We start from the raw sequence: 17,284 nt of genomic DNA on the forward strand, positions 1-17,284 counted from the left end.
CCGTTGCCCCAGTTCGGGCGGTTCCGGACCTGGGAGGCTTCAGGTTCGCTTGAATGCGCTGGCGTCGGGCAGGCCGCTGCCGCTCAGGTCCGCGCCCATGGCGGTGAGGACTCCGGAGAAGATGTCCGGCTCGTTGGAGGTCACCTTGCCTGGTTGGCGCTCGCCGGTGCGCGCGTCGAAGCCGTAGGTGAGGGTGGTGTTCGGATCCACGCCTCCCAGCACGGTGTTGCCCTTCACCATGGGCGACAGCAGCAGGAAGCCATTGTTGAGGTCGTGGCCCGAACCGAACTCCGTGGCGCCGGAGGGGCGCGGACGCGTGCGGCCGAACTCCGTGGCCACGTAGATGAGCGTGCGGTCCCACATGGACTCGCCTGAGTTCGCGTCGAATGGCTCCGCCTTGAGCAGCGTGATCAGCGAGTCCACCGTGGACAGGATGCGCGCCCACATGAAGGCCTGTCCGCCCCGGTGGTCGTTGTGGCTGATGTCGAACGCGAGCGGTGGATTGGCGATGCCGTTGGGCCCGCCCACCGCGACGTTGAAGTCCGGCCCCAGCGTCACCGACACGGACACGCGGTACTTGAGCAGCAGGAACGCGAGCGCCGCCTGGCCCTGCACGGGATCCGTGAAGAAGCCGGGGAAGACCTCTCGCAGCCGCGCCCCGTCCGGTGAGCTCTCCAGCCCATACTTCGACAGGGGAATGGACGGCAGGTTCGGCAGGACGTTGAGCTTCGTGATGAGGTCCAGGGCCTCCAGCTTCGGTTGCTGCACGCCGAGCTGTTCGCTCCAGCGCTTCAGCGCGCCGCTGTCCTGGAAGGTGCGGCCGAAGATGGATTTCTGGTCCAGGGCGTCCCGCGTGCTCCGAGCCAGCGCGATGACGTCCTTCGACGGCGCTCCGGCGATGCCTCGCGAGCCATCCAGGCCCAGGGGCCACAGCGACGGGTTGACCACGGGCTCCCCGAAGCAGGACAGGGGCAGGCTGTCGTCGGTGCCGCGCTCGGCGTAGCCGCCCGTGCCCATGTTGACGTTGGGCAGCGGCATGCCGCCTCCCCACTGGAGCGCGACGGCCTCCTGGAGCGTGCGGCCCCGCCACGCGCCGTTGCCGGTCAGCGAGCGCTTCTGCGCGATGCCGTGATTCACGGACGTGCCCACGGAGGTGGCCACCAGCATCTCGCTCGCGTGCTTCTTCACGAACGCCAACTGGTCGGTGTCGACCGGGATGTTGATGCTGCCCAGGCGCGAGTTGCTGTACTTCACCGCGCGGAAGGGACTGTCCGCCACGCCCTGCACCTGCGCGTCCGGGAAGGTGTTGAACGCGGCGGCGTTGGAGGACTCGGATTGGCGTACCGCGAGGAAGCTGTCCACGATGGACGCGCCCCCAGCCGCCCCGATGACGATGAGGAACTTCGGCTTGCCGTCGAGCGCGTCGCGCTTGCGGCCCAGCTTCTCCAGGGACTCGGGCGTCTGGAGCGAGTCCCGGCAGCCGGAGAGGAAGGGCGCGAGCGTGGTGCCCGCCGCGCAGAGTGACAGTGCCCGCAGCATCTCCCGGCGCGACAGCCGGCCCGTGGTCTTGAGGGTCATGGGAGGGGTTCCTCAGTAGAAGACGGCTTCGGCGGAAGAGAAGACGGCGAGACACGCGGCCTGCATCCACGCGACTCCTGGCGTGGCCACACCGGTGGCCTGTACGTCGGCGGACAGACGCACCAGCGTGTCCCGCTCATCCTGGGTCGGGTCGCGCAACCACGCTCGGCGCACCAGGGATGTCACCGCCGTGGCGACAGCCGGGCTCGCTGCGTCCGCCAGCCTGCCGTCCGCGCTGAGGACCACATTCTTGAACACCACCGCGGCGGCGGGCGTGTTCACGTCCAGCGCGATGCGTGCGTTGCAGGCGGAGAGCACGGTGCGCTCCACTGCGATGGGCGTGGTTGCGCCCGTGACGGGGGCGGTTTCGTAGACGCTGTGCTGATAGGGGTCCACGCCGCCCAGCGCTACGCCGTGCACGTTCTGGCAGGGGTACTGACCCAGTTCGTTGCACACGGACGCAGCGGGCAGCTCCAGCGCCTGGGCCAGGTCGAGCGACAGGCGCTCGGGGCCCTTGAAGCGCAGGTTTCCCTTCTGGGACTTGGCGACGCCGCCGTCCCATTCGGGCGTCACGCCGGGGTTCGCGTCCGGTCCCAGGTCGACGGCGGGGGGGAGCTTGTCGGAGCAGCCCGTGAGCAGCAGACAGGTCAACAGCAGGCGTTCAGGGCGCACCGTAGGCCTCCGTGCGGATGAGGTCGTGAAGCATCTTCTGCACGCGGTACGCGTGCGTCGTGCGGAAGGCCTGCCAGGTGCGGACGAACTCCTCGTTCTCTTCTGGCAGGGGCGCGTGGCCGACGAGCAGCTTCCAGTAGTCCGTGACGGTGGAGATGGCGAAGGCGTCGCTGTTGGCGGCGACCCTGGCCCACTCCATGAGGTTGTTCACGGGCTGGCCCAGGATGGCGCCCTGTTCGGGCGTGTTCTTCAGCGTGGCCGCTTCGTTGGGGAAGAGCAGCTCCAGCCGGTTGGGGATGTAGCGGTTGGGCAGCCCGCCCAGGCCGTTGTAGTTGCGGTACGGATACGACAGCGGATCCAACGTCGCGTGGCACGCGGCGCACTGGGGCGCCTGGACGCCCTTGGCGTCGTAGTCGCGCGGCTCGTTGGGGACGCTGTGCAGGCCCTCCTGCTTCGCGATGTCCAGGCCCAGGTACGCGCGGTACATCTGCGACGCGGCGTTGCGCGGCAGCGCGGTGAACATGACGAACGAGGTCAGCGTCCACGCGCTCGTCATGTTGCCGGCGCGGCGCGAGGCCTCCACGAACTGGGAGGAGAGGCTGTTGGCGGTGGTGTACGTGGTGGGGCTCGATCCCGAGCGCTTCACGTAGAAGCTGGCGGTGAGGACGTCGCGCGCGTCGTGGTCGTCCGTCTGGGACCAGGTGAAGAGGGCGTAGTCGTCGTAGTAGTCCGCCAGGGGAATGATGCCTGCGTCCTCGCCGGACTTGATGGAGCCGACGGGGCGGATCTTCGGGTGGGCCACCTTCCAGAGCTGCCCGTGCTTGCCTCGCCAGAAATCGGACTGGAGGCAGCGGTCCAGCTCCTGGTCGATGAAGGCGCGCTGCTTCTCCTCGTTGCCCAGCTCCAGGAAGCTGACCACCTGGGCGTAGGTGGGGGACGTGCCGCAGAAGTCGCTGAGCATGCGGCGGTACGCGAAGCGCGGGTCGTACTGGCAGACCTTGAACTGGGGGTTCTCTCCGCCGCCGCAGACGCCGCTGGGCGGGACGCTGGTGGCGTCACCGGGGAGCGAGCCCTGCTCGACCTCGAACTGGTTGGGGGCGCCGTCGCCGTCGGCGTCCTCCGAGGCGATGGCACGCAGCGCGGCGGGGAGGGCAGCGGCGAAGTCCGCGTCGGAAAGGGGGCGCGGCTTACCAGGGGCGAGGTGCGGCTCCAGCGCGGCGCCGTAGCCGTTCCGCTGGGGCGGAGCCACGTGGCAGTACGTGCAGGCCGGCTGGGTGCCCTGGCATGCGGGCGCGTTGGGGTACTCGGCGCAGAAGGTGCCGGGACCGGTGGGCATGGCCACGGCCTGGGGGGCGAACCCGAGCAGCAGCAGCCCGGGCAGTAGCCATCGGCTCGGTGTTGGGAAGGGGAGGGGCACGCGGGCTCCGGGAACGGTTGCTGTACGGACACCCCAACCCGGAAAATCAGAAAAGGTTTCGGCGATTCGTGGGCGCCCGGCTCACCAGGGCCGCCGCTCGATGAGGTGGCGGGCCTCCAGCGAGGGGGCGAGGAAGGACACGGGCGCACCCGCGACGCGCTCGAGTTCTTCCAGGTGGTGACGGGCCGCGTCGGTGAGCTGGTCGAAGCGCCGTGCTGCCCAGTTGGTCGCAGCCAGGTCGCCCGCGAATATGAGCGCCAGGTCCGTGGGGGCATTGAGGGAAGCAGCCTCGCGCAGCCCCACCCAGTCGAACGCGCGGCCTTCCGAGCTGCACGCCAGGACCACCCGCCGCACCCGCCCCGGCGCGATGCCCGCCGCCTGGATGCAGCCGCTGGCGGAAGGCCCCGCGCATTCGACGAGCACGCGGTGTCCTCGGGCGAAGGCGTCCTCCAGTTCCTCACGTGAGGGCCTCGGGTCTGGCCCGTCTGGTCGAAACAGCACGGCGTAGTGAGGCGCGAGCTGCGCCGTGAGGGGCCGCGTATCCACACCGTCATGGGGCCCCGGGACGATGAGGTCCACGAGCCGTTCGCCGGGCCGCCCATACAGCCCGAGCCGGCTGGCCACCCGCACGAGTACAGCGTCGGGTGGAGTCTTCGCCGTGTCGACCACGAGCTCCGCCAGCGAGGCCAACGCGTGCACCGCACGCTCGGCGGAATGCGCCCAGGCCGCTTCGAAACTGTCTGGCTCCGCGTCGCGCCGGGCCTGCTCCGGTTCCGGCGTCTCCAGGTGGACGTGCACGACGCGGAGCCCTGGGCTTCCGCGCAGGCCGTCCAGCTGCGCCTCGCTGCTCGCGGCATCCACGATGATCAGCCTGGGGGCGTCCAGGCCGTGGCCCCGAAGCGCGGCGAGCACTCCGTCCGCCAGCCAGCGCCCTCCCGTCTCGCGGTCCAGCGCGACGGTCAACTCCTGGCGCGTGCGCCGGGAACCGTCACCGCCATGCTTCCGCAGGAAATCCTTCGAGTGGAGATGCAGCGCGCCGAACCGCCGCGCGAGCCCCTGCGCGAGGGTCGTCTTCCCCGCGCCAATGGGCCCCGACACCACCACCACCGTGACCGCCATGGCTTGCTCCTCCCAAGGAGGAACACCCTAGGAACCCGGCCGCGGTGCGAACCATCCCCCGTTGGAGGGAGGCCTCAGCGCTTTTCGGAGACGCGCACCCAGTCCACTTCCATGGTCTGCGGTGCGTTGCGCAGCAGGTCCGCGGTGGCCTGAGGCACGCCAAAGTACGGCTCCTTCGCCTTATTGACGCCCTCCGGGTAGCCGCCGCCCACCGCGAAGTTGAAGATGATGAAGAGGGGCTTGTCGTAGGCCCACGCGCCGTGGCGCTCCACCTCTTCACGGGTGGACGTCTTCACGCGCTCCCCGTCGATGTACCAGTGGATGGCCTCCGGCGACGACTCCACGCCGTACTCGTGCCAGTCGCTCACCGGAGTGCGCGGAAAGAAGCGGCCGTTGATGGGCGTGTTGCCGCTGTAGCCCGGCCCATGCAACGCGACGGACACCCAGTCGCCGTAGCCAACGTTCTCCATGATGTCGAGCTCCCCGCACGCCGGCCACCCCGCCGTGTGGATGTCTCCGCCCAGCATCCAGAACGCCGGCCAGAGCCCCACGCCCACCGGCAGCTTGATGCGCGCCTCGACGCGGCCGTGCTTGAACTCCCGCTTGCCCGCGCTCTCCACCCGGCCCGACGTGAACGGGTATCCGTTGGCCGTCTGAATCCGCGCCGTGAGCTTCAACGTGCCGCCGCTCACCGACACGTTGTCCGGCGACGTCGTGTACTGCTGCTGCTCGTTGTTCACGTGCACGTCGGTCTGGATGCGCCAGTTGCTCGCGTCCACCTCCGTGCCGTCGAACTCGTCACTCCACACCTGGACCCATCCGTCCGCCGCGCCCGCCACTGTTCCCGCGCGCTTCGGTGCCCCCGCGCACGCCATCAGCCCCGCCACCAGCGCCCACGCCGTCACCGTCCTGTACGTGCTCGTCGCCATCGTCGTTCCTCGAAAGGGAGCCATCTACTGGAGCGTCCGCCGGTCCACCGGCGCTTCGGGGGGCTCGCCCCGGTACGGCGTGGCCGGAGGCATGAGCAGCGATTCGTGCAGCCGCCCCTCCACGTCCACCGTCACGTCCACCACGGTCTGCCGCACGGGCTCCACGCTGCCGTCCGCGTGCAGGAGCACGCCGCCCCCCTGCGGAATGCCCAACGCCCGCGTGGGCAATCCCATGCGCCGGAGGGCGGCCTTGAGGCCGGGCCACTCGGGCGGCTCGTGCACGCCGATGAGGTAGGGCGCGAGGCCCAGCACCGGGAAGGGCTCGCCTTCGCCGGGCAAATCTTCACACCACGCGCCCAGGCCCAGGTGCATGGCCCCGGCGGACACGCCCATCAGCACCGCGCCGGACTGATGCCGCTCGCGGAGAATCGAGTCCACGCCGTGGGCCTGGAACGCGTTCCATCCCACGCGTGGGTCACCGCCCGCCAGCAGGATGACGTCGGCGTCCTTCAGCCACGCCAGGTCCTCGCCGGACGGCGCGGCCGGGATGCTCCGGCAGCGCGTGAGCCCGATGCCCTCCATGGCCGCGACGAAGATGTCGTAGAACTCCGGCACGTCACCGTTGGACGCGCCCAGGTACGCGGCCTTCACCGGAGGCACACGCAGCTCCGCGCCGGTGAGCACGCGCACGTAGTCCAGGAAGGGACGCCCCTCCACGCGCCAGAACAGCGGAGCGCTGTCAGCCAGCAGGAGGAGGGGCGGAAGCGTCATGCCGTTGAGCCTACCGCCACTGGTAGGCGCGCACCCAGTCCACTTCCATGGTCTGCGGCGCGTTGCGCACCAGGTCCACCGTGGACTGCGGCACGCCGTAGTACGGCGTCGAGGCGCCATTCACACCGAACGGATAGCCGCCACCCACCGCGAGGTTGAGGATGATGAACAGCGGCTTGTCGTAGGCCCACGCGCCGTAGCGCAGCACCTCCGCGCGCGTCGTGGTCTTCACCAGCGCCCCGTCGATGTACCACTTGATGTCCGAGGACGAGTACTCCGTGCGGTACACGTGCCAGTTGCTCACGCTGGACGACGGGTAGAAGCGGCCGTTGATGGGCGTGTTGCCGGAGTAGCCCGGGCCGTGCAGCGCCCCGGACACCCAGTCGCCGTAGCCGACGTTCTCCATGATGTCGAGCTCGCCACACGCGGGCCAGCCCACGGAGTTGATGTCATTGCCCAGCATCCAGAACGCCGGCCACAGGCCCGCGCCGACCGGCATCTTGATGCGCGCCTCGATGCGGCCGTGGCTGAACTCGCGCTTGCCCGCGCTCTCCAGCCGGCCGGAGGTGAACGGGTAGCCGTTGTTCCACTGCAGGCGCGCGGTGAGCTTCAGCGTTCCGTTGCTCACGGAGATGTTGTCGCCGGAGTTCGTGTACTGCTGCTGCTCGCTGTTCACGTGCACCGTTGTGTTGGGCGTCCAGTTGGCCGTGTTGACGCTGTTGCCGTCGAACTCGTCGCTCCAGACCTGCACCCAGCGGTCCTCGCCACCACCGCCCACGACGCCAAAGGAGAACGACTCCCAGCAGCCGGCCGTGGCGCGGTTGGCGTACAGCGGCGCGCTGGCGCCCAGGTTCGTGTCCGCGGACACGTATTGGCCGGTGCTCTTGGCGCGCAGGCCCACGGAGCCGTCCGCGAAGGGCACCCAGGTGAAGCGCTCCCAGTCACCCACCGCCGTGCGGAAGCCCGTCACCTGACCGCCCGCGTTCGGATCCGCGGACACGTACAGGCCCGTCTCCACCACGCGCAGCGAGATGAAGTCGTTGCCCGCGTCACCCACCTGGAACTGCTCCCACCCCTGCGCGCTGTCACGGTTGGCGACGAGCGGCGCGGTGGTCCCCAGGTTCCGGTCCGCCGACACGTACTTCTGCGTCGCGCACGCCTTCAGCCACACCGTCTGGCCCAGCGGCGCCGCCGTGGCGGACTGCTCCCGCTCCGCCACCACCGGCGTCGTCAGCATCGAGTCCTGCGCGGGAGCGGAGCCCCCACCACAGGCCGTCAGCCCCAGCACCGCCGCCAGCGCCCACAGCGTCTTCCCGGCTCTCGTCGCCATCGTCTTCCTCGAAGGTGTGTCCAGCTCCGACAGGGAGCCGGGACCCGCCCCACTTAGATCAGAGCAGGTAAAATGGCTTAACCTTATTTCCATGAAAAAGTTACTTAGTGGGGCCCTGGGTGTCATGCTTGGGACGGCGCTCGCGGGCTTGCCCGGGGCGGTGTTCGCGCAAGGCCGGCCGTCGCTGGTGAACACGCGCATCGGGACGCCGTTCGGGGCGAACGGGCACTCGTCCACGGTGGACGGGCGCATCTTCGTGGGCAACATCGGCGAGGACCCCGCGACCACGACGACCACGTGGATTGCCCGTGTGTTCCGTCCGGAGGCGGTGACGTACGACTCGGCGGGCAAGCCGTCGTTCGCGGGCACCTTCTCCGCGGGGAAGACGGTGACCGTGCGCAACGGGGAGAACGCGCTGGCGTTCTGCTTCACCAACCCCGCCCAGCCCTACGCGCTGTCGAGCGGCGTCGCGGTGTACCAGCCGTTCCTCTTCGACTCGATGATGTTCAACGGGGACAACGTCTTCCGGCGGCGCACGACGGACATCCGCGTGTCCCAGCCCTTCACGACGGCGGCGGACATTGCATCGTTCAGCACCGGTCCGCTGGAGACGCTGCGCACCGTCACCGGCGCCACGATTCGCGGCATCGAGCCCACGATGACGTCCGACGGCCGGTTGATCATCTACCAGGGCGCGCCCGCGAACACCGGCGGCATCGACCACATGATGTACGCGTACAACCCTACGCCGTGCGCGGCCACGGGCTGGAGCAACCCGCGTCCCCTGTCGATGATGTTCAACGACACGAACGCGGGCGTGAAGCGCTACCCGCTGGCATGGAAGCGGCTGAAGGCGGCCACGGGCGAGGACTTCGGCGACACCACTTCCGGTGCGCTGGTGCGCGGTGCCTACGCGTGGGTGGACCACGAGGGCCGCAACCTCGTCTACATCGCCGTCACGTACACGGACGGCGCGCGACGTGAGGCAGTGAGCCTGGTGGGCGCGGATACGAACTGGACCGCGTACCACATCGACGGGGCCATCAACACGGACCGCATGGACATCGCGCACCTCTTCTACTCGGGGCCCATGTGGAACTTCGAGCAGGAGCGCCTGCCCTCGCAGAGCTTCCCGCCCGGGCAGAGCAATGCCGCGCATTACCTGCCGGTGACGAAGACGCACGACGTGCTGGCTCTCTTCGGCAGCAACACCGCCGACTACAACGAGGTGGACCTGGGCGAGTTGATGGACCCCTTCCACCTGCTCTTCCTGCCCATGAACGAGCTCGTCACGCGCGCCGGAGCGTATGACCTCACGCGCACGCCGGACCTGTCCGGCCGCTTCTTCACGGGCACTCTGGTGGGGGGCGCCTCCATCTCGCCGGGCAACGCGCTGACGCGCTCCTCGCCGGACTCGCTGTGGCAGCCGCACGGCAAGGGCAAGGCGCTGGTGGTGCCTGGAGGGAGCGCGCTCGCGGTGAACCTGGCGGATCCGTCCAGCACGGTGCCCGGCGTGGGCGCGTTCGTGCGTGGCCTGTCGGTGGAGTTCGCGGTGCGGCCGGACGCGGACATCCAGCAGGGGTGCACCACCGGCAATCCCTACCGCTACCTGATGCACAAGTCCGGCGGGCTGGACATCATCTACGAGGCCAGCAACCAGCCGCAGTTCTCCCTGGTCGTCAACGGCCAGCGCGTGCGACTGGGCGGCGGCCCGGTGCTGCCCGTGGGGCAGTGGAGCCACCTGGCCTATACGTGGGACGGCACCACCGGCGTCTTCCAGGAGTACCTCAACGGCGTGCCCACGAACCGCGCGCTGCCTGTCGTTCCGGGGACGGCCCGGCTGGGCACGGGGACGCTCTACATCGGCGCGGGCGCGAACCTGGACACGCAGCGCTGCCCGGCGAACGGCGAGGGCTCGTTCCGGGGCGCCATCGACGAGGTGCGCATCTTCACGCACGCGCGCTCCAACCGGAGCATCTGCATGACCGCGCACGGCGCCAACTGCCGCGAAGAGGCCATCCAGCACACGCCCTCCGCGGGTCAGTTCGTGATGAGCGCCCAGGCTCCGGCGTGCAATGGCACCAGCGCGTTGAACTCGGCGGCGTGCCTGTCCGCGATGCACCGGGCCTGCGCGCAGCGGGGCGCGGGCGACGCCATGGCGAGCAGCACCAACACCTGGGACACCATCATGCAGCTCGTCAGCAACCGTCCGCCCATCTCGCTGGCGGGCGTGCCGGTGACGTCCACGGCCACGGACCTGACGGTGGCGTGCGCGCCCATCCAGCATGAAAGCGTGGCCGTGACGTTCGAGGAGCTGACGCGCATCCACGCGGGCTGCACCGACGAGCGCGGCGTGACGAGCACCCACTGCACCGCCGCCGCGCACCGCTTCTGCAACAGCCAGGGCTGGACGACAGGGCAGGTGTTCGAGGTCACGTCCCGGCCGTGGGTGGGCTGCTTCAACTCCGGGCTCCGGACAGATGTGGAGAAGTCCGCGCTGGGGCCGGTGTCCAACCTGGGCGACTACACCGCCCCGGGTTCGCGCCTGGAGGTGAGCCAGTGGTGCCGCACGCAGGGCTACGGGGCGGGCGTCGTCCAGGAGATTCCCAGCGCCACCAAGGCCCACGTGCACTGCTTCCAGCCGGCCGTGACGGCGTCGTGGCGGTACCTGCCGTAAGGCATTGCGTGGCCTGACGGCCCCCGGGGTTTGGAATCAGACAGGCTTTGCTGCCATGGTGCGCCTGTTTGATTCCAATTCCTTGCAGGGGGGCTGTCATGTCAGCGGTGCGCGGCGGTGGTCGGAGCCGTTTCGTCCTGGGGCTGGTGTTGTGTCTGGGTTGGCTTTCGGGCTGCGCGGGCCCGGTGGCTCCGGCGGAGGAGGCCGCGGACCCGGGCGTGGCGCGGGCCGCCGTGACGGCGCCCACGTGGACGGCGGTGCGGGCGGGGACTTCTTCTCCGTGGGTGTGAAGCCCGACGGAACGGTGTGGACCTGGGGCCGGAACGAGAAGAGCCAGCTGGGCGACGGCACGACGCAGAACCATTGGGCTCCCGCGCAGGTGCCGGGGCTCGGGTCCGTGGCGGCTGTCTTCGCGCGAGGCTCGACCGCGCTGGCGTTGAAGACGGATGGCACCGTGTGGGCCTGGGGCGACAACGCGAGCGGGCAGCTGGGCGACGGCACGACGGTGTCCCGCGCCTCGCCCGCGCAGGTGCCCGGGCTGACGGACGTGACCGAGCTGGCCGCGGGGGAAGGCTTCGTGCTGGCCCGCCGGTCGGACGGCACGGTGTGGGCCTGGGGGAGCAATGGCTCCGGGACGCTGGGAGATGGCACCACCACGAGCCGCGCGACGCCCCTGGCCGTTCCTGGCCTCACGGACGTTCGGGCCGTCGCGGCGGGCGGCGGCTTCTCGGTGGCGCTCAAGACGGACGGCGCCGTGTGGACCTGGGGCAGCAACGGCCTGGGACAGCTGGGCGACGGCTCGAACTCGAATTGGCCGCCTCGGACCACGCCGGGCCCGGTGCCCGGGCTCGGGGACGTCACCTCCGTGGCCGCGGGCAACAGCCACGGCGTGGCGCTCAAGACGGATGGCACGGTGTGGGCGTGGGGCGACAACTCCCGGGGGCAGCTGGGCGATGGCAGTGGCTCCAAGGGGCGCTCGCCGGTGAAGGCCCTGGGCTTCACGGGCGGCACGGCCATCGCCGCGGGGAGCGCGCACACGATTGCGCTCCAGTCCGACGGCACCGTGTGGGCGTGGGGCTACAACGGCAACGGCCAGCTGGGGGACGGCTTCACCGATGATCAGCTCGCGCCCGCCCAGGTGCCGGGCATCATCGACGCGACGGCCATCGCGGCGGGCACCTACCACTCGTTCGCGCGCCGCGCCTCCGGGGCTGTGTGGGCGTGGGGCCTCAATGGCGAAGGACAGCTGGGCACCGGCAACGCGGGCTATCGCGTGGTGCCCCACCAGGTGTCGCCCACGCCCTGAGCGTCAGGACCTTGGAGGCTCCCGCTGAAGTGGACCCAGCGGGGGCCTTCAGCGGCGGGAGGCGATGGCGCTCGCGCGGACCGCGTCCACGAGGTCCGCGTTGGTGAACGCCTTCCCCGCGATGCCCCAGCCGCCGTCCACGGCTTCGTGGAACAGCACCCAGGTGCGCTCGCGGATGTCCGCGTCGTCGGCCAGCTCGTGCACGATGTCGGTGAGGCCCGCGGCGATGCCCGAGCGCTGCTCCTGGCTCAGCGACTTCGCGGGCGTGAGCACCTGGATGCGGACCACGCCCGCACCCTTGCCGCCGGACGTGGTCCGCCTCCGCGGCAACACGCTCAGGAACGCGCCGGTGTTCGCGACCGCGTAGGGGATGCCCGACACCTTCTCCCATTGGAGGAGGCAGTCCGTCGCCCGCTTCAGCAGCACGGCCTCGTTCGCGGGGGAGAAGAGTCCGTCGGAAGCGGTGATGTCGATCATCGGCATGGGCGGGGGTCCTTGTTCACTATGACGGTTGTCATAGTCGTGCCCCAGAACTAATTAAGACGCTCGTCATAGTCAATGGGGACCGATGGCCCGGCGAACGAAGAAGCAGGAGGAGGCGGCTGCGGTCGCGTCCGAAAGGACCCCGCGGGAGCGGATGGTGTACGCGGCCGCCGCGCTCCTCAGCGAGCGGGGCCTGGCGGGCACGTCGTTCTCGGAGGTCATCGAGCGCAGTGGTGCGCCCCGGGGTTCCATCTACCACCACTTCCCGGATGGGAAGGACGCGCTCGCGGCGGAGGCCATCGCGCTGGTGGGAGCGCGCGTGCTCACGGCATTGAGAGAAGGTGAGGGCGCGACCCCGGCGCAGGTGGTGCAGCGCTTCTTCGAGGCCTGGCGCAAGGTGCTGGTGAAGACCGACTGTCAGGCGGGCTGCGCCATCGCGGCGGTGGCGAACGAGCGGCTCGCGCACCCGGAGCTGGGCGCGCGCGCGGCGAAGGTCTTCATTTCCTGGGAGCGCGAGCTGGAGGCGCGGCTCGCCACGGCGGGATTGCCGAAGGCGAAGGCGGCCAGCGCGGCGTCCCTCATCCTGGCCTCGGTGGAGGGCGCGTTGATCCTCTGCCGCGCCCGCCGAGACATCGCGCCGTTCGACGCCATCCGCGACGCGCTGGTGTCCTTCGTGGACGCCTGACGCCCGGCTTCAGGTGTGGTGGAGGAGGGTCTCGAAGACCATCAGGTTGAGCCCCACGCCCACCAGCCCCACCACCGCCACGGCCAGCAGCGCGGTGGACACGCGGCGCCGGAAGGACGCCTCCTTCGCCATGCTCCGGATGAGCGGGATGTTCACCACGATGCTGGTGAGGCTGGAGAGGATGACGCCGTTGACGCCCGTGACCGCGGAAATCTCGTTGTGGCTGATGAGCGTGGCGGCCGAGGCGATGGACGACGCGCTCGACAGGAAGCCCCCCAGGATGCTGACGAAGTAGAAGCTCCCGGACCCGAAGTTGCGCTGCGCCAGCGCGCCCGCGACGTTGAGCGCCAGGAACACGCCGCCGAACTTGAGGGCCGCCATCAGGCGGAAGGGCGACTCCAACGCCAGGCGGGGCGTGCCCTCCGTGGACGCCTGCACGGGAGAGCGGCGCCACAGCACCGCGCTCACCAGCAGCATGAACGTGAACGGGATGGCGCAGTGCACGGCGGCCTGCGAGGCGAAGATGATGACGATGAGGCCATTGCGCAGCAGCATCGCGACGGTGGCCAGGAGGATGCCCCGGTAGGCGGAAGGAAGCAGCGGCGCGCCCACCTCCTTCAGGCGCGTGGCCAGCTCCACGATGACCTTGCGGCTGTTCACCAGCCCGCCGAAGAACGCGGTGACCTCCATGCCCTTGGGCCCCAGCGTCTTCATGAGCATGTAGTTCACGAAGCCCACCGCCGCGATGATGATGACGCTGGCCCAGTTGGACTGGGGCTCGATGAGGCCCCATGGGTCCACCGGATGCGCGGGCAGCACGGGGAACACGACGAACGTCAGCACCGCGAGCAGGACGGCGGAGCGCAGCTCCTTGTCCGACAATCCGCCCACGAAGCCCACGATGGACTGCTTCCATGCGAGCAGCGCCGTCGTCAGCACGCCCACGACGATGGGCGTGAACGTGTGGCCCATGCCGCACAGGATGCCGCAGAAGGCCACCACCATCAGGGCGGTGGACGTGGTGAGCGCCAGGCGCTGGTGGAGCATCAGCTCCCGGACGTTCATCAGCAGCACCAGCAGCGTGACGAAGCCCGCGGACACCAACGCGAAGGACTGACCGGTGAGCCCGCCCAGACAGCCCATCAGCGCGGTGAGCGCGAACGTGCGCACGCCCGTCTTGCGGCTGTGCTCTCGCTCCAGGCCAATGAAGAGGCCAATGGCGATGGCCAGCCCCACCCGGGTCATCACGGGCGCCATGGGCCATTGCGACGCCTGGGCAATGAGGGGGGGCAGCTCTGCGGGTGCATCCATGGGGCGCTCCAGTCTCTCAGGCCTCACGGCCAGCGAAGACGACTGGACCGCGCGCCCCGGTGCCTGCGGGAGCGACCCTTCCTAATGTCGGAGACGATGGTTCCTGTCAACGCATCCGCCCGGCGAGCACGCGAGGTGCTCGCGAGGGGGCGGCCGCCTGCCGGACGCCAGGCGCTAGATGCGCTCGATGATGGTGGCGATGCCCTGGCCGCCACCGATGCACATGGTGATGAGCGCCGTCTGCTTGCCCGTTCGCTCCAGCTCATCCAGGGCGGTGCCCAGGAGCATCGCGCCCGTGGCGCCCAGCGGGTGGCCCAGCGCGATGGAGCCGCCGTTGACGTTCACCCGGTCCGGGTCGATGCCCAGCGCGCGCGTCGTCTGGAGGACCACGGCGGCGAAGGCCTCGTTGATCTCCCACAGGTCGATGTCTCCGGCCTTCATCCCGGCCATGCGCAGGGCCTTCTCGCTCACGGGCGCGGGGGCGGTGAGCATGAGGAGCGGCTCGGTGCCCAGCGTCGCCATGGCGCGGATGCGGGCGCGGGGCTTGAGCCCCTTCTCCTTCACGTAGCGCTCGGACGCCAACGCCACCACGGCGGCCCCGTCCACGATGCCGCTGGAGTTGCCCGCGGTGTGCACGTGCTGGATGCGCTTCGCCTGCGGATACGCGGCAAGCGCGATGCCATCCAGCGTCTCGCCGTTCGGGCCCACGGCCGTCCCGCCCATGGCGACGAACGCGGGCTTGAGCGCGGCCAGGCCCTGCGCGGTGGTGTCCGGGCGAGGGTACTCGTCGCGCTCCAGCAGCACGGCGCCGGTGGCCGGGTCCTTCACGGCGAAGAGGGCCTTGGCGAAGCGGTTCTCCTCGATGGCGCGGGCCGCCTGTCGCTGCGAGCGCAGGGCCCACGCGTCCACGTCCTCGCGGGTGATGCCCTCCAACGTCGCGATGAGGTCCGCGCTGATGCCCTGGGGCACCTGGTAGACGCGCTCGCGCAGCCGCACGTTGCCGCCGTCCTGGCCGCCGCCGTCCGCGCCCAGCGACAGGTGCGACATGCTCTCCACGCCGCCCGTCACCACGAAGTCCATGGCGCCGGAGGCGACACCCATGGCGCCGAAGTTCACCGCCTGGAGCCCGGAGCCGCAGAAGCGGTTGAGCGACACGGCGGACACCTCCTGCGGCCACCCCGCCGCGAGCACCGCGTTGCGAGCGATGTTCGCGCCCTGCTCATTCACCTGCGACACGCACCCCGCGATGACGTCGCCCACCTCCCGAGCATCCCAGCCGCCGCGCCGCTGGAGCGCGTTGAGCGTCTGGGCGAGCAGCTCCTGAGGATGCAGTCCGGTCAGGGCCCCCTTGCCCATCTTCCCGCGCCCACGCGGGGTCCGGACGGCGTCGATGATGTAGCTGGCGGTCATGTGCGGCTCCTTTGATTTCGAATGTAATATTATCGGCGTAATTTGTAAGTCAAGGCGACCTGGGGTGGGAGCCCACGGGGGGCGTGCAACTTCTGGAGCCCTGGACGCCAGGGGCGGCAGTGTTGATGAGCTGGAAGTCCACGGCGACCGGGGCAGACAGCGCGGCAGGAGGCTCGCTACAAGGCCATGAGCGTCCCGACCTCCCCGGGCGCGTGCGGCACACCTTGGGGAGTCGGCGGATACCTTGACGCCTCCACAGCGGCTGGTCCTGGGAATCGCCGTGCTCGCCTCGCTCGTCACGTTCCTGGACGGGGCGATCATCAACGTCGCGCTGCCCGCGATGGTGCGGGACCTGGGCGGTGGGCTCAGCCTCCAGCAGTGGGTGGTGGATGCCTACCTCATCACGCTGGGCTCGCTGATGCTGGCCGCGGGCTCACTGTCGGATGTGTTCGGGCGCAAGCGCATCCTGCGGTTGGGGCTGTTGGGCTTCGGGGCCACATCGCTCCTGTGCGCGGTGGCTCCGACGGGCGCGGTGCTCATCCTCGCGCGTGCGTTGCAGGGGGCCACGGGCGCGCTCCTGGTGCCGGGCTCGCTGGCGCTCATCCTGTCCTTCTTCTCCGGCCCCGAACAGGCGAAGGCCATTGGCGCGTGGACCGGCTGGACGGGCGGGGCGTTCATCGCGGGGCCGCTGGTGGGCGGACTGCTGGTGGACACGGTGGGCTGGCGTTGGATCTTCGCCATCAACGTGCTGCCCATCGGGCTGACGCTGGCGCTGCTCGCGCGCATGGAGGAGCCCACCCGCCCGGAAGGCGCGCGCATCGACGTGTTGGGGGCCGTGCTCGCGTGCGTGGGATTGGGCGGTCCCGTCTACGCGCTGATTGAGCAGGGGACGGTGGGCTGGACGCATCCCACGGTGCTGGCGTCGCTGGGCGTGGGCGTGCCGGCGTTCATCGCGTTCCTCTGGCAGGAGCGGCGGTCGCCACACCCGATGATGCCCCTGGGCCTCTTCCGAGTGCGGAACTTCTGGGTGGGCAACCTGGCCACGACGTTCATCTACGGAGCGCTGGCGCTGAGCCAGTTCCTCATCACGCTGTTCCTCCAGCAGGTGGGAGGCTTCCGCGCGACGATGGCGGGGTTGGTGCTGCTGCCGACGACGATCATCATGTTGCTGCTGTCGTCGACGTTCGGTGGGCTCGCGGGCCGGTTCGGGCCGCGCCTGTTCATGGCGGTGGGCCCGTGTGTCGCGGGCGCCGGGTTCCTGCTCATGCTTCGCGTCGGCACGCCGCTGGACTTCTGGACGCAGATGCTGCCGGGCGTGCTGGTGTTCGGGCTGGGGCTGACGACGACGGTGGCGCCGTTGACGGCGGCGGTGCTCGGGTCCGTGCACAAGGCGCAGGCGGGCATCGGCTCGGCCATCAACAACGCCATCGCCCGGGTCGCGGGGCTCATCGCCATCGCGTTCGCGGGGCTCATCGTGGGCCCTCGACTGGACGTCGCGGGCTTCCACCGGGCGATGCTCGTCTCCGCCGTGCTGCTGGTGCTGGGCGGAGTCACCTCCGCCCTGGGCATCCGCAATCCTTCACGGGAGTCCTGAGC

15 protein-coding genes are annotated in these 17,284 nt (G+C 70.0%); 5 read left to right on the forward strand and 10 right to left on the reverse strand.

Annotated elements, in window-relative coordinates; all coding sequences use genetic code 11:
* Positions 1-39: 39 nt before the first annotated feature.
* The 7 genes from D7Y11_RS00570 to D7Y11_RS00600 form a co-directional block, all read right to left on the reverse strand.
* Positions 40-1,578, reverse strand: a complete 1,539-nt coding sequence (locus tag D7Y11_RS00570; protein WP_126932751.1) for a hypothetical protein — start codon at positions 1,576-1,578, stop codon at positions 40-42.
* 12 nt (positions 1,579-1,590) lie between these two features.
* Positions 1,591-2,250 carry a hypothetical protein gene (locus D7Y11_RS00575; RefSeq protein WP_233605042.1) on the reverse strand — a complete coding sequence of 220 codons (660 nt, stop codon included), beginning with the start codon at positions 2,248-2,250 and terminating at the stop codon, positions 1,591-1,593.
* A complete protein-coding gene (locus D7Y11_RS00580) occupies positions 2,240-3,667 on the reverse strand; it encodes a hypothetical protein (RefSeq protein WP_126932752.1) in 1,428 nt (475 codons plus the stop codon). The genes D7Y11_RS00575 and D7Y11_RS00580 overlap by 11 nt, the downstream gene beginning before the upstream one ends.
* An 81-nt stretch (positions 3,668-3,748) precedes the next feature.
* The gene (locus D7Y11_RS00585; RefSeq protein WP_120576977.1) at positions 3,749-4,786 is read right to left on the reverse strand and encodes an AAA family ATPase; all 1,038 of its coding nucleotides are present in this window, start codon (positions 4,784-4,786) and stop codon (positions 3,749-3,751) included.
* Between the two features lie 74 nt (positions 4,787-4,860).
* The gene (locus D7Y11_RS00590; RefSeq protein WP_126932753.1) at positions 4,861-5,715 is read right to left on the reverse strand and encodes a family 16 glycosylhydrolase; all 855 of its coding nucleotides are present in this window, start codon (positions 5,713-5,715) and stop codon (positions 4,861-4,863) included.
* Between the two features lie 24 nt (positions 5,716-5,739).
* On the reverse strand, positions 5,740-6,486 hold the full coding sequence (locus D7Y11_RS00595) for a Type 1 glutamine amidotransferase-like domain-containing protein (RefSeq protein ID WP_158624405.1): 747 nt from the start codon (positions 6,484-6,486) through the stop codon (positions 5,740-5,742).
* Positions 6,487-6,496: 10 nt separating this feature from the next.
* Complete coding sequence (locus D7Y11_RS00600) at positions 6,497-7,816, reverse strand: family 16 glycosylhydrolase (RefSeq protein ID WP_120576980.1); 1,320 nt, start codon at positions 7,814-7,816, stop codon at positions 6,497-6,499.
* Positions 7,817-7,940: 124 nt separating this feature from the next.
* On the opposite strand from D7Y11_RS00600, the gene D7Y11_RS00605 reads away from it, so the two are divergent.
* From D7Y11_RS00605 to D7Y11_RS00610, 3 genes are all read left to right on the forward strand, one after another.
* Positions 7,941-10,493: a LamG domain-containing protein gene (locus tag D7Y11_RS00605; protein WP_233596996.1), complete on the forward strand. Its 2,553-nt coding sequence runs from the start codon at positions 7,941-7,943 to the stop codon at positions 10,491-10,493.
* A 98-nt stretch (positions 10,494-10,591) separates the two neighbouring features.
* On the forward strand, positions 10,592-10,783 hold the full coding sequence (locus D7Y11_RS43130; protein ID WP_158624406.1) for a hypothetical protein: 192 nt from the start codon (positions 10,592-10,594) through the stop codon (positions 10,781-10,783).
* Entirely contained in the window at positions 10,780-11,799 is a 1,020-nt protein-coding gene (locus D7Y11_RS00610) for a hypothetical protein (protein WP_158624407.1), read from the forward strand. Before D7Y11_RS43130 ends, D7Y11_RS00610 begins: the two co-directional genes overlap by 4 nt.
* Before the next feature lie 48 nt (positions 11,800-11,847).
* On the opposite strand, the gene D7Y11_RS00615 is transcribed toward D7Y11_RS00610, so the two are convergent.
* Complete coding sequence (locus D7Y11_RS00615) at positions 11,848-12,282, reverse strand: tautomerase family protein (RefSeq protein WP_120576983.1); 435 nt, start codon at positions 12,280-12,282, stop codon at positions 11,848-11,850.
* Between the two features lie 85 nt (positions 12,283-12,367).
* On the opposite strand from D7Y11_RS00615, the gene D7Y11_RS00620 reads away from it, so the two are divergent.
* On the forward strand, positions 12,368-12,967 hold the full coding sequence (locus D7Y11_RS00620) for a TetR/AcrR family transcriptional regulator (protein ID WP_233607158.1): 600 nt from the start codon (positions 12,368-12,370) through the stop codon (positions 12,965-12,967).
* A 9-nt stretch (positions 12,968-12,976) separates the two neighbouring features.
* Here the strand turns inward: D7Y11_RS00620 and D7Y11_RS00625 are convergent, their stop codons facing one another.
* Together D7Y11_RS00625 and D7Y11_RS00630 are read right to left on the reverse strand one after the other, a co-directional pair.
* Complete coding sequence (locus tag D7Y11_RS00625; protein WP_120576984.1) at positions 12,977-14,278, reverse strand: MgtC/SapB family protein; 1,302 nt, start codon at positions 14,276-14,278, stop codon at positions 12,977-12,979.
* Positions 14,279-14,452: 174 nt separating this feature from the next.
* Entirely contained in the window at positions 14,453-15,688 is a 1,236-nt protein-coding gene (locus D7Y11_RS00630) for an acetyl-CoA C-acetyltransferase (protein ID WP_121753768.1), read from the reverse strand.
* Between the two features lie 244 nt (positions 15,689-15,932).
* On the opposite strand from D7Y11_RS00630, the gene D7Y11_RS00635 reads away from it, so the two are divergent.
* Entirely contained in the window at positions 15,933-17,282 is a 1,350-nt protein-coding gene (locus tag D7Y11_RS00635; protein ID WP_233607159.1) for an MFS transporter, read from the forward strand.
* Positions 17,283-17,284 lie beyond the last annotated feature (2 nt).

This window comes from Corallococcus sp. AB018, assembly GCF_003986945.1.
Taxonomy (GTDB): Bacteria; Myxococcota; Myxococcia; order Myxococcales; family Myxococcaceae; genus Corallococcus; species Corallococcus exiguus.

Excerpts from the sequence above, each read along its gene's own strand:
- D7Y11_RS00605 (WP_233596996.1), top strand. The coding sequence starts at position 7,941 with ATGCTTGGGACGGCGCTCGCGGGCTTGCCCGGGGCGGTGTTCGCGCAA.
- D7Y11_RS00600 (WP_120576980.1), bottom strand. The coding sequence starts at position 7,816 with ATGGCGACGAGAGCCGGGAAGACGCTGTGGGCGCTGGCGGCGGTGCTG.
- D7Y11_RS00585 (WP_120576977.1), bottom strand. The coding sequence starts at position 4,786 with ATGGCGGTCACGGTGGTGGTGGTGTCGGGGCCCATTGGCGCGGGGAAG.
- D7Y11_RS00615 (WP_120576983.1), bottom strand. The coding sequence starts at position 12,282 with ATGCCGATGATCGACATCACCGCTTCCGACGGACTCTTCTCCCCCGCG.
- D7Y11_RS00620 (WP_233607158.1), top strand. The coding sequence starts at position 12,368 with ATGGCCCGGCGAACGAAGAAGCAGGAGGAGGCGGCTGCGGTCGCGTCC.
- D7Y11_RS00595 (WP_158624405.1), bottom strand. The coding sequence starts at position 6,486 with ATGACGCTTCCGCCCCTCCTCCTGCTGGCTGACAGCGCTCCGCTGTTC.
- D7Y11_RS00570 (WP_126932751.1), bottom strand. The coding sequence starts at position 1,578 with ATGACCCTCAAGACCACGGGCCGGCTGTCGCGCCGGGAGATGCTGCGG.
- D7Y11_RS00630 (WP_121753768.1), bottom strand. The coding sequence starts at position 15,688 with ATGACCGCCAGCTACATCATCGACGCCGTCCGGACCCCGCGTGGGCGC.
- D7Y11_RS00625 (WP_120576984.1), bottom strand. The coding sequence starts at position 14,278 with ATGGATGCACCCGCAGAGCTGCCCCCCCTCATTGCCCAGGCGTCGCAA.
- D7Y11_RS00590 (WP_126932753.1), bottom strand. The coding sequence starts at position 5,715 with ATGGCGACGAGCACGTACAGGACGGTGACGGCGTGGGCGCTGGTGGCG.
- D7Y11_RS43130 (WP_158624406.1), top strand. The coding sequence starts at position 10,592 with ATGTCAGCGGTGCGCGGCGGTGGTCGGAGCCGTTTCGTCCTGGGGCTG.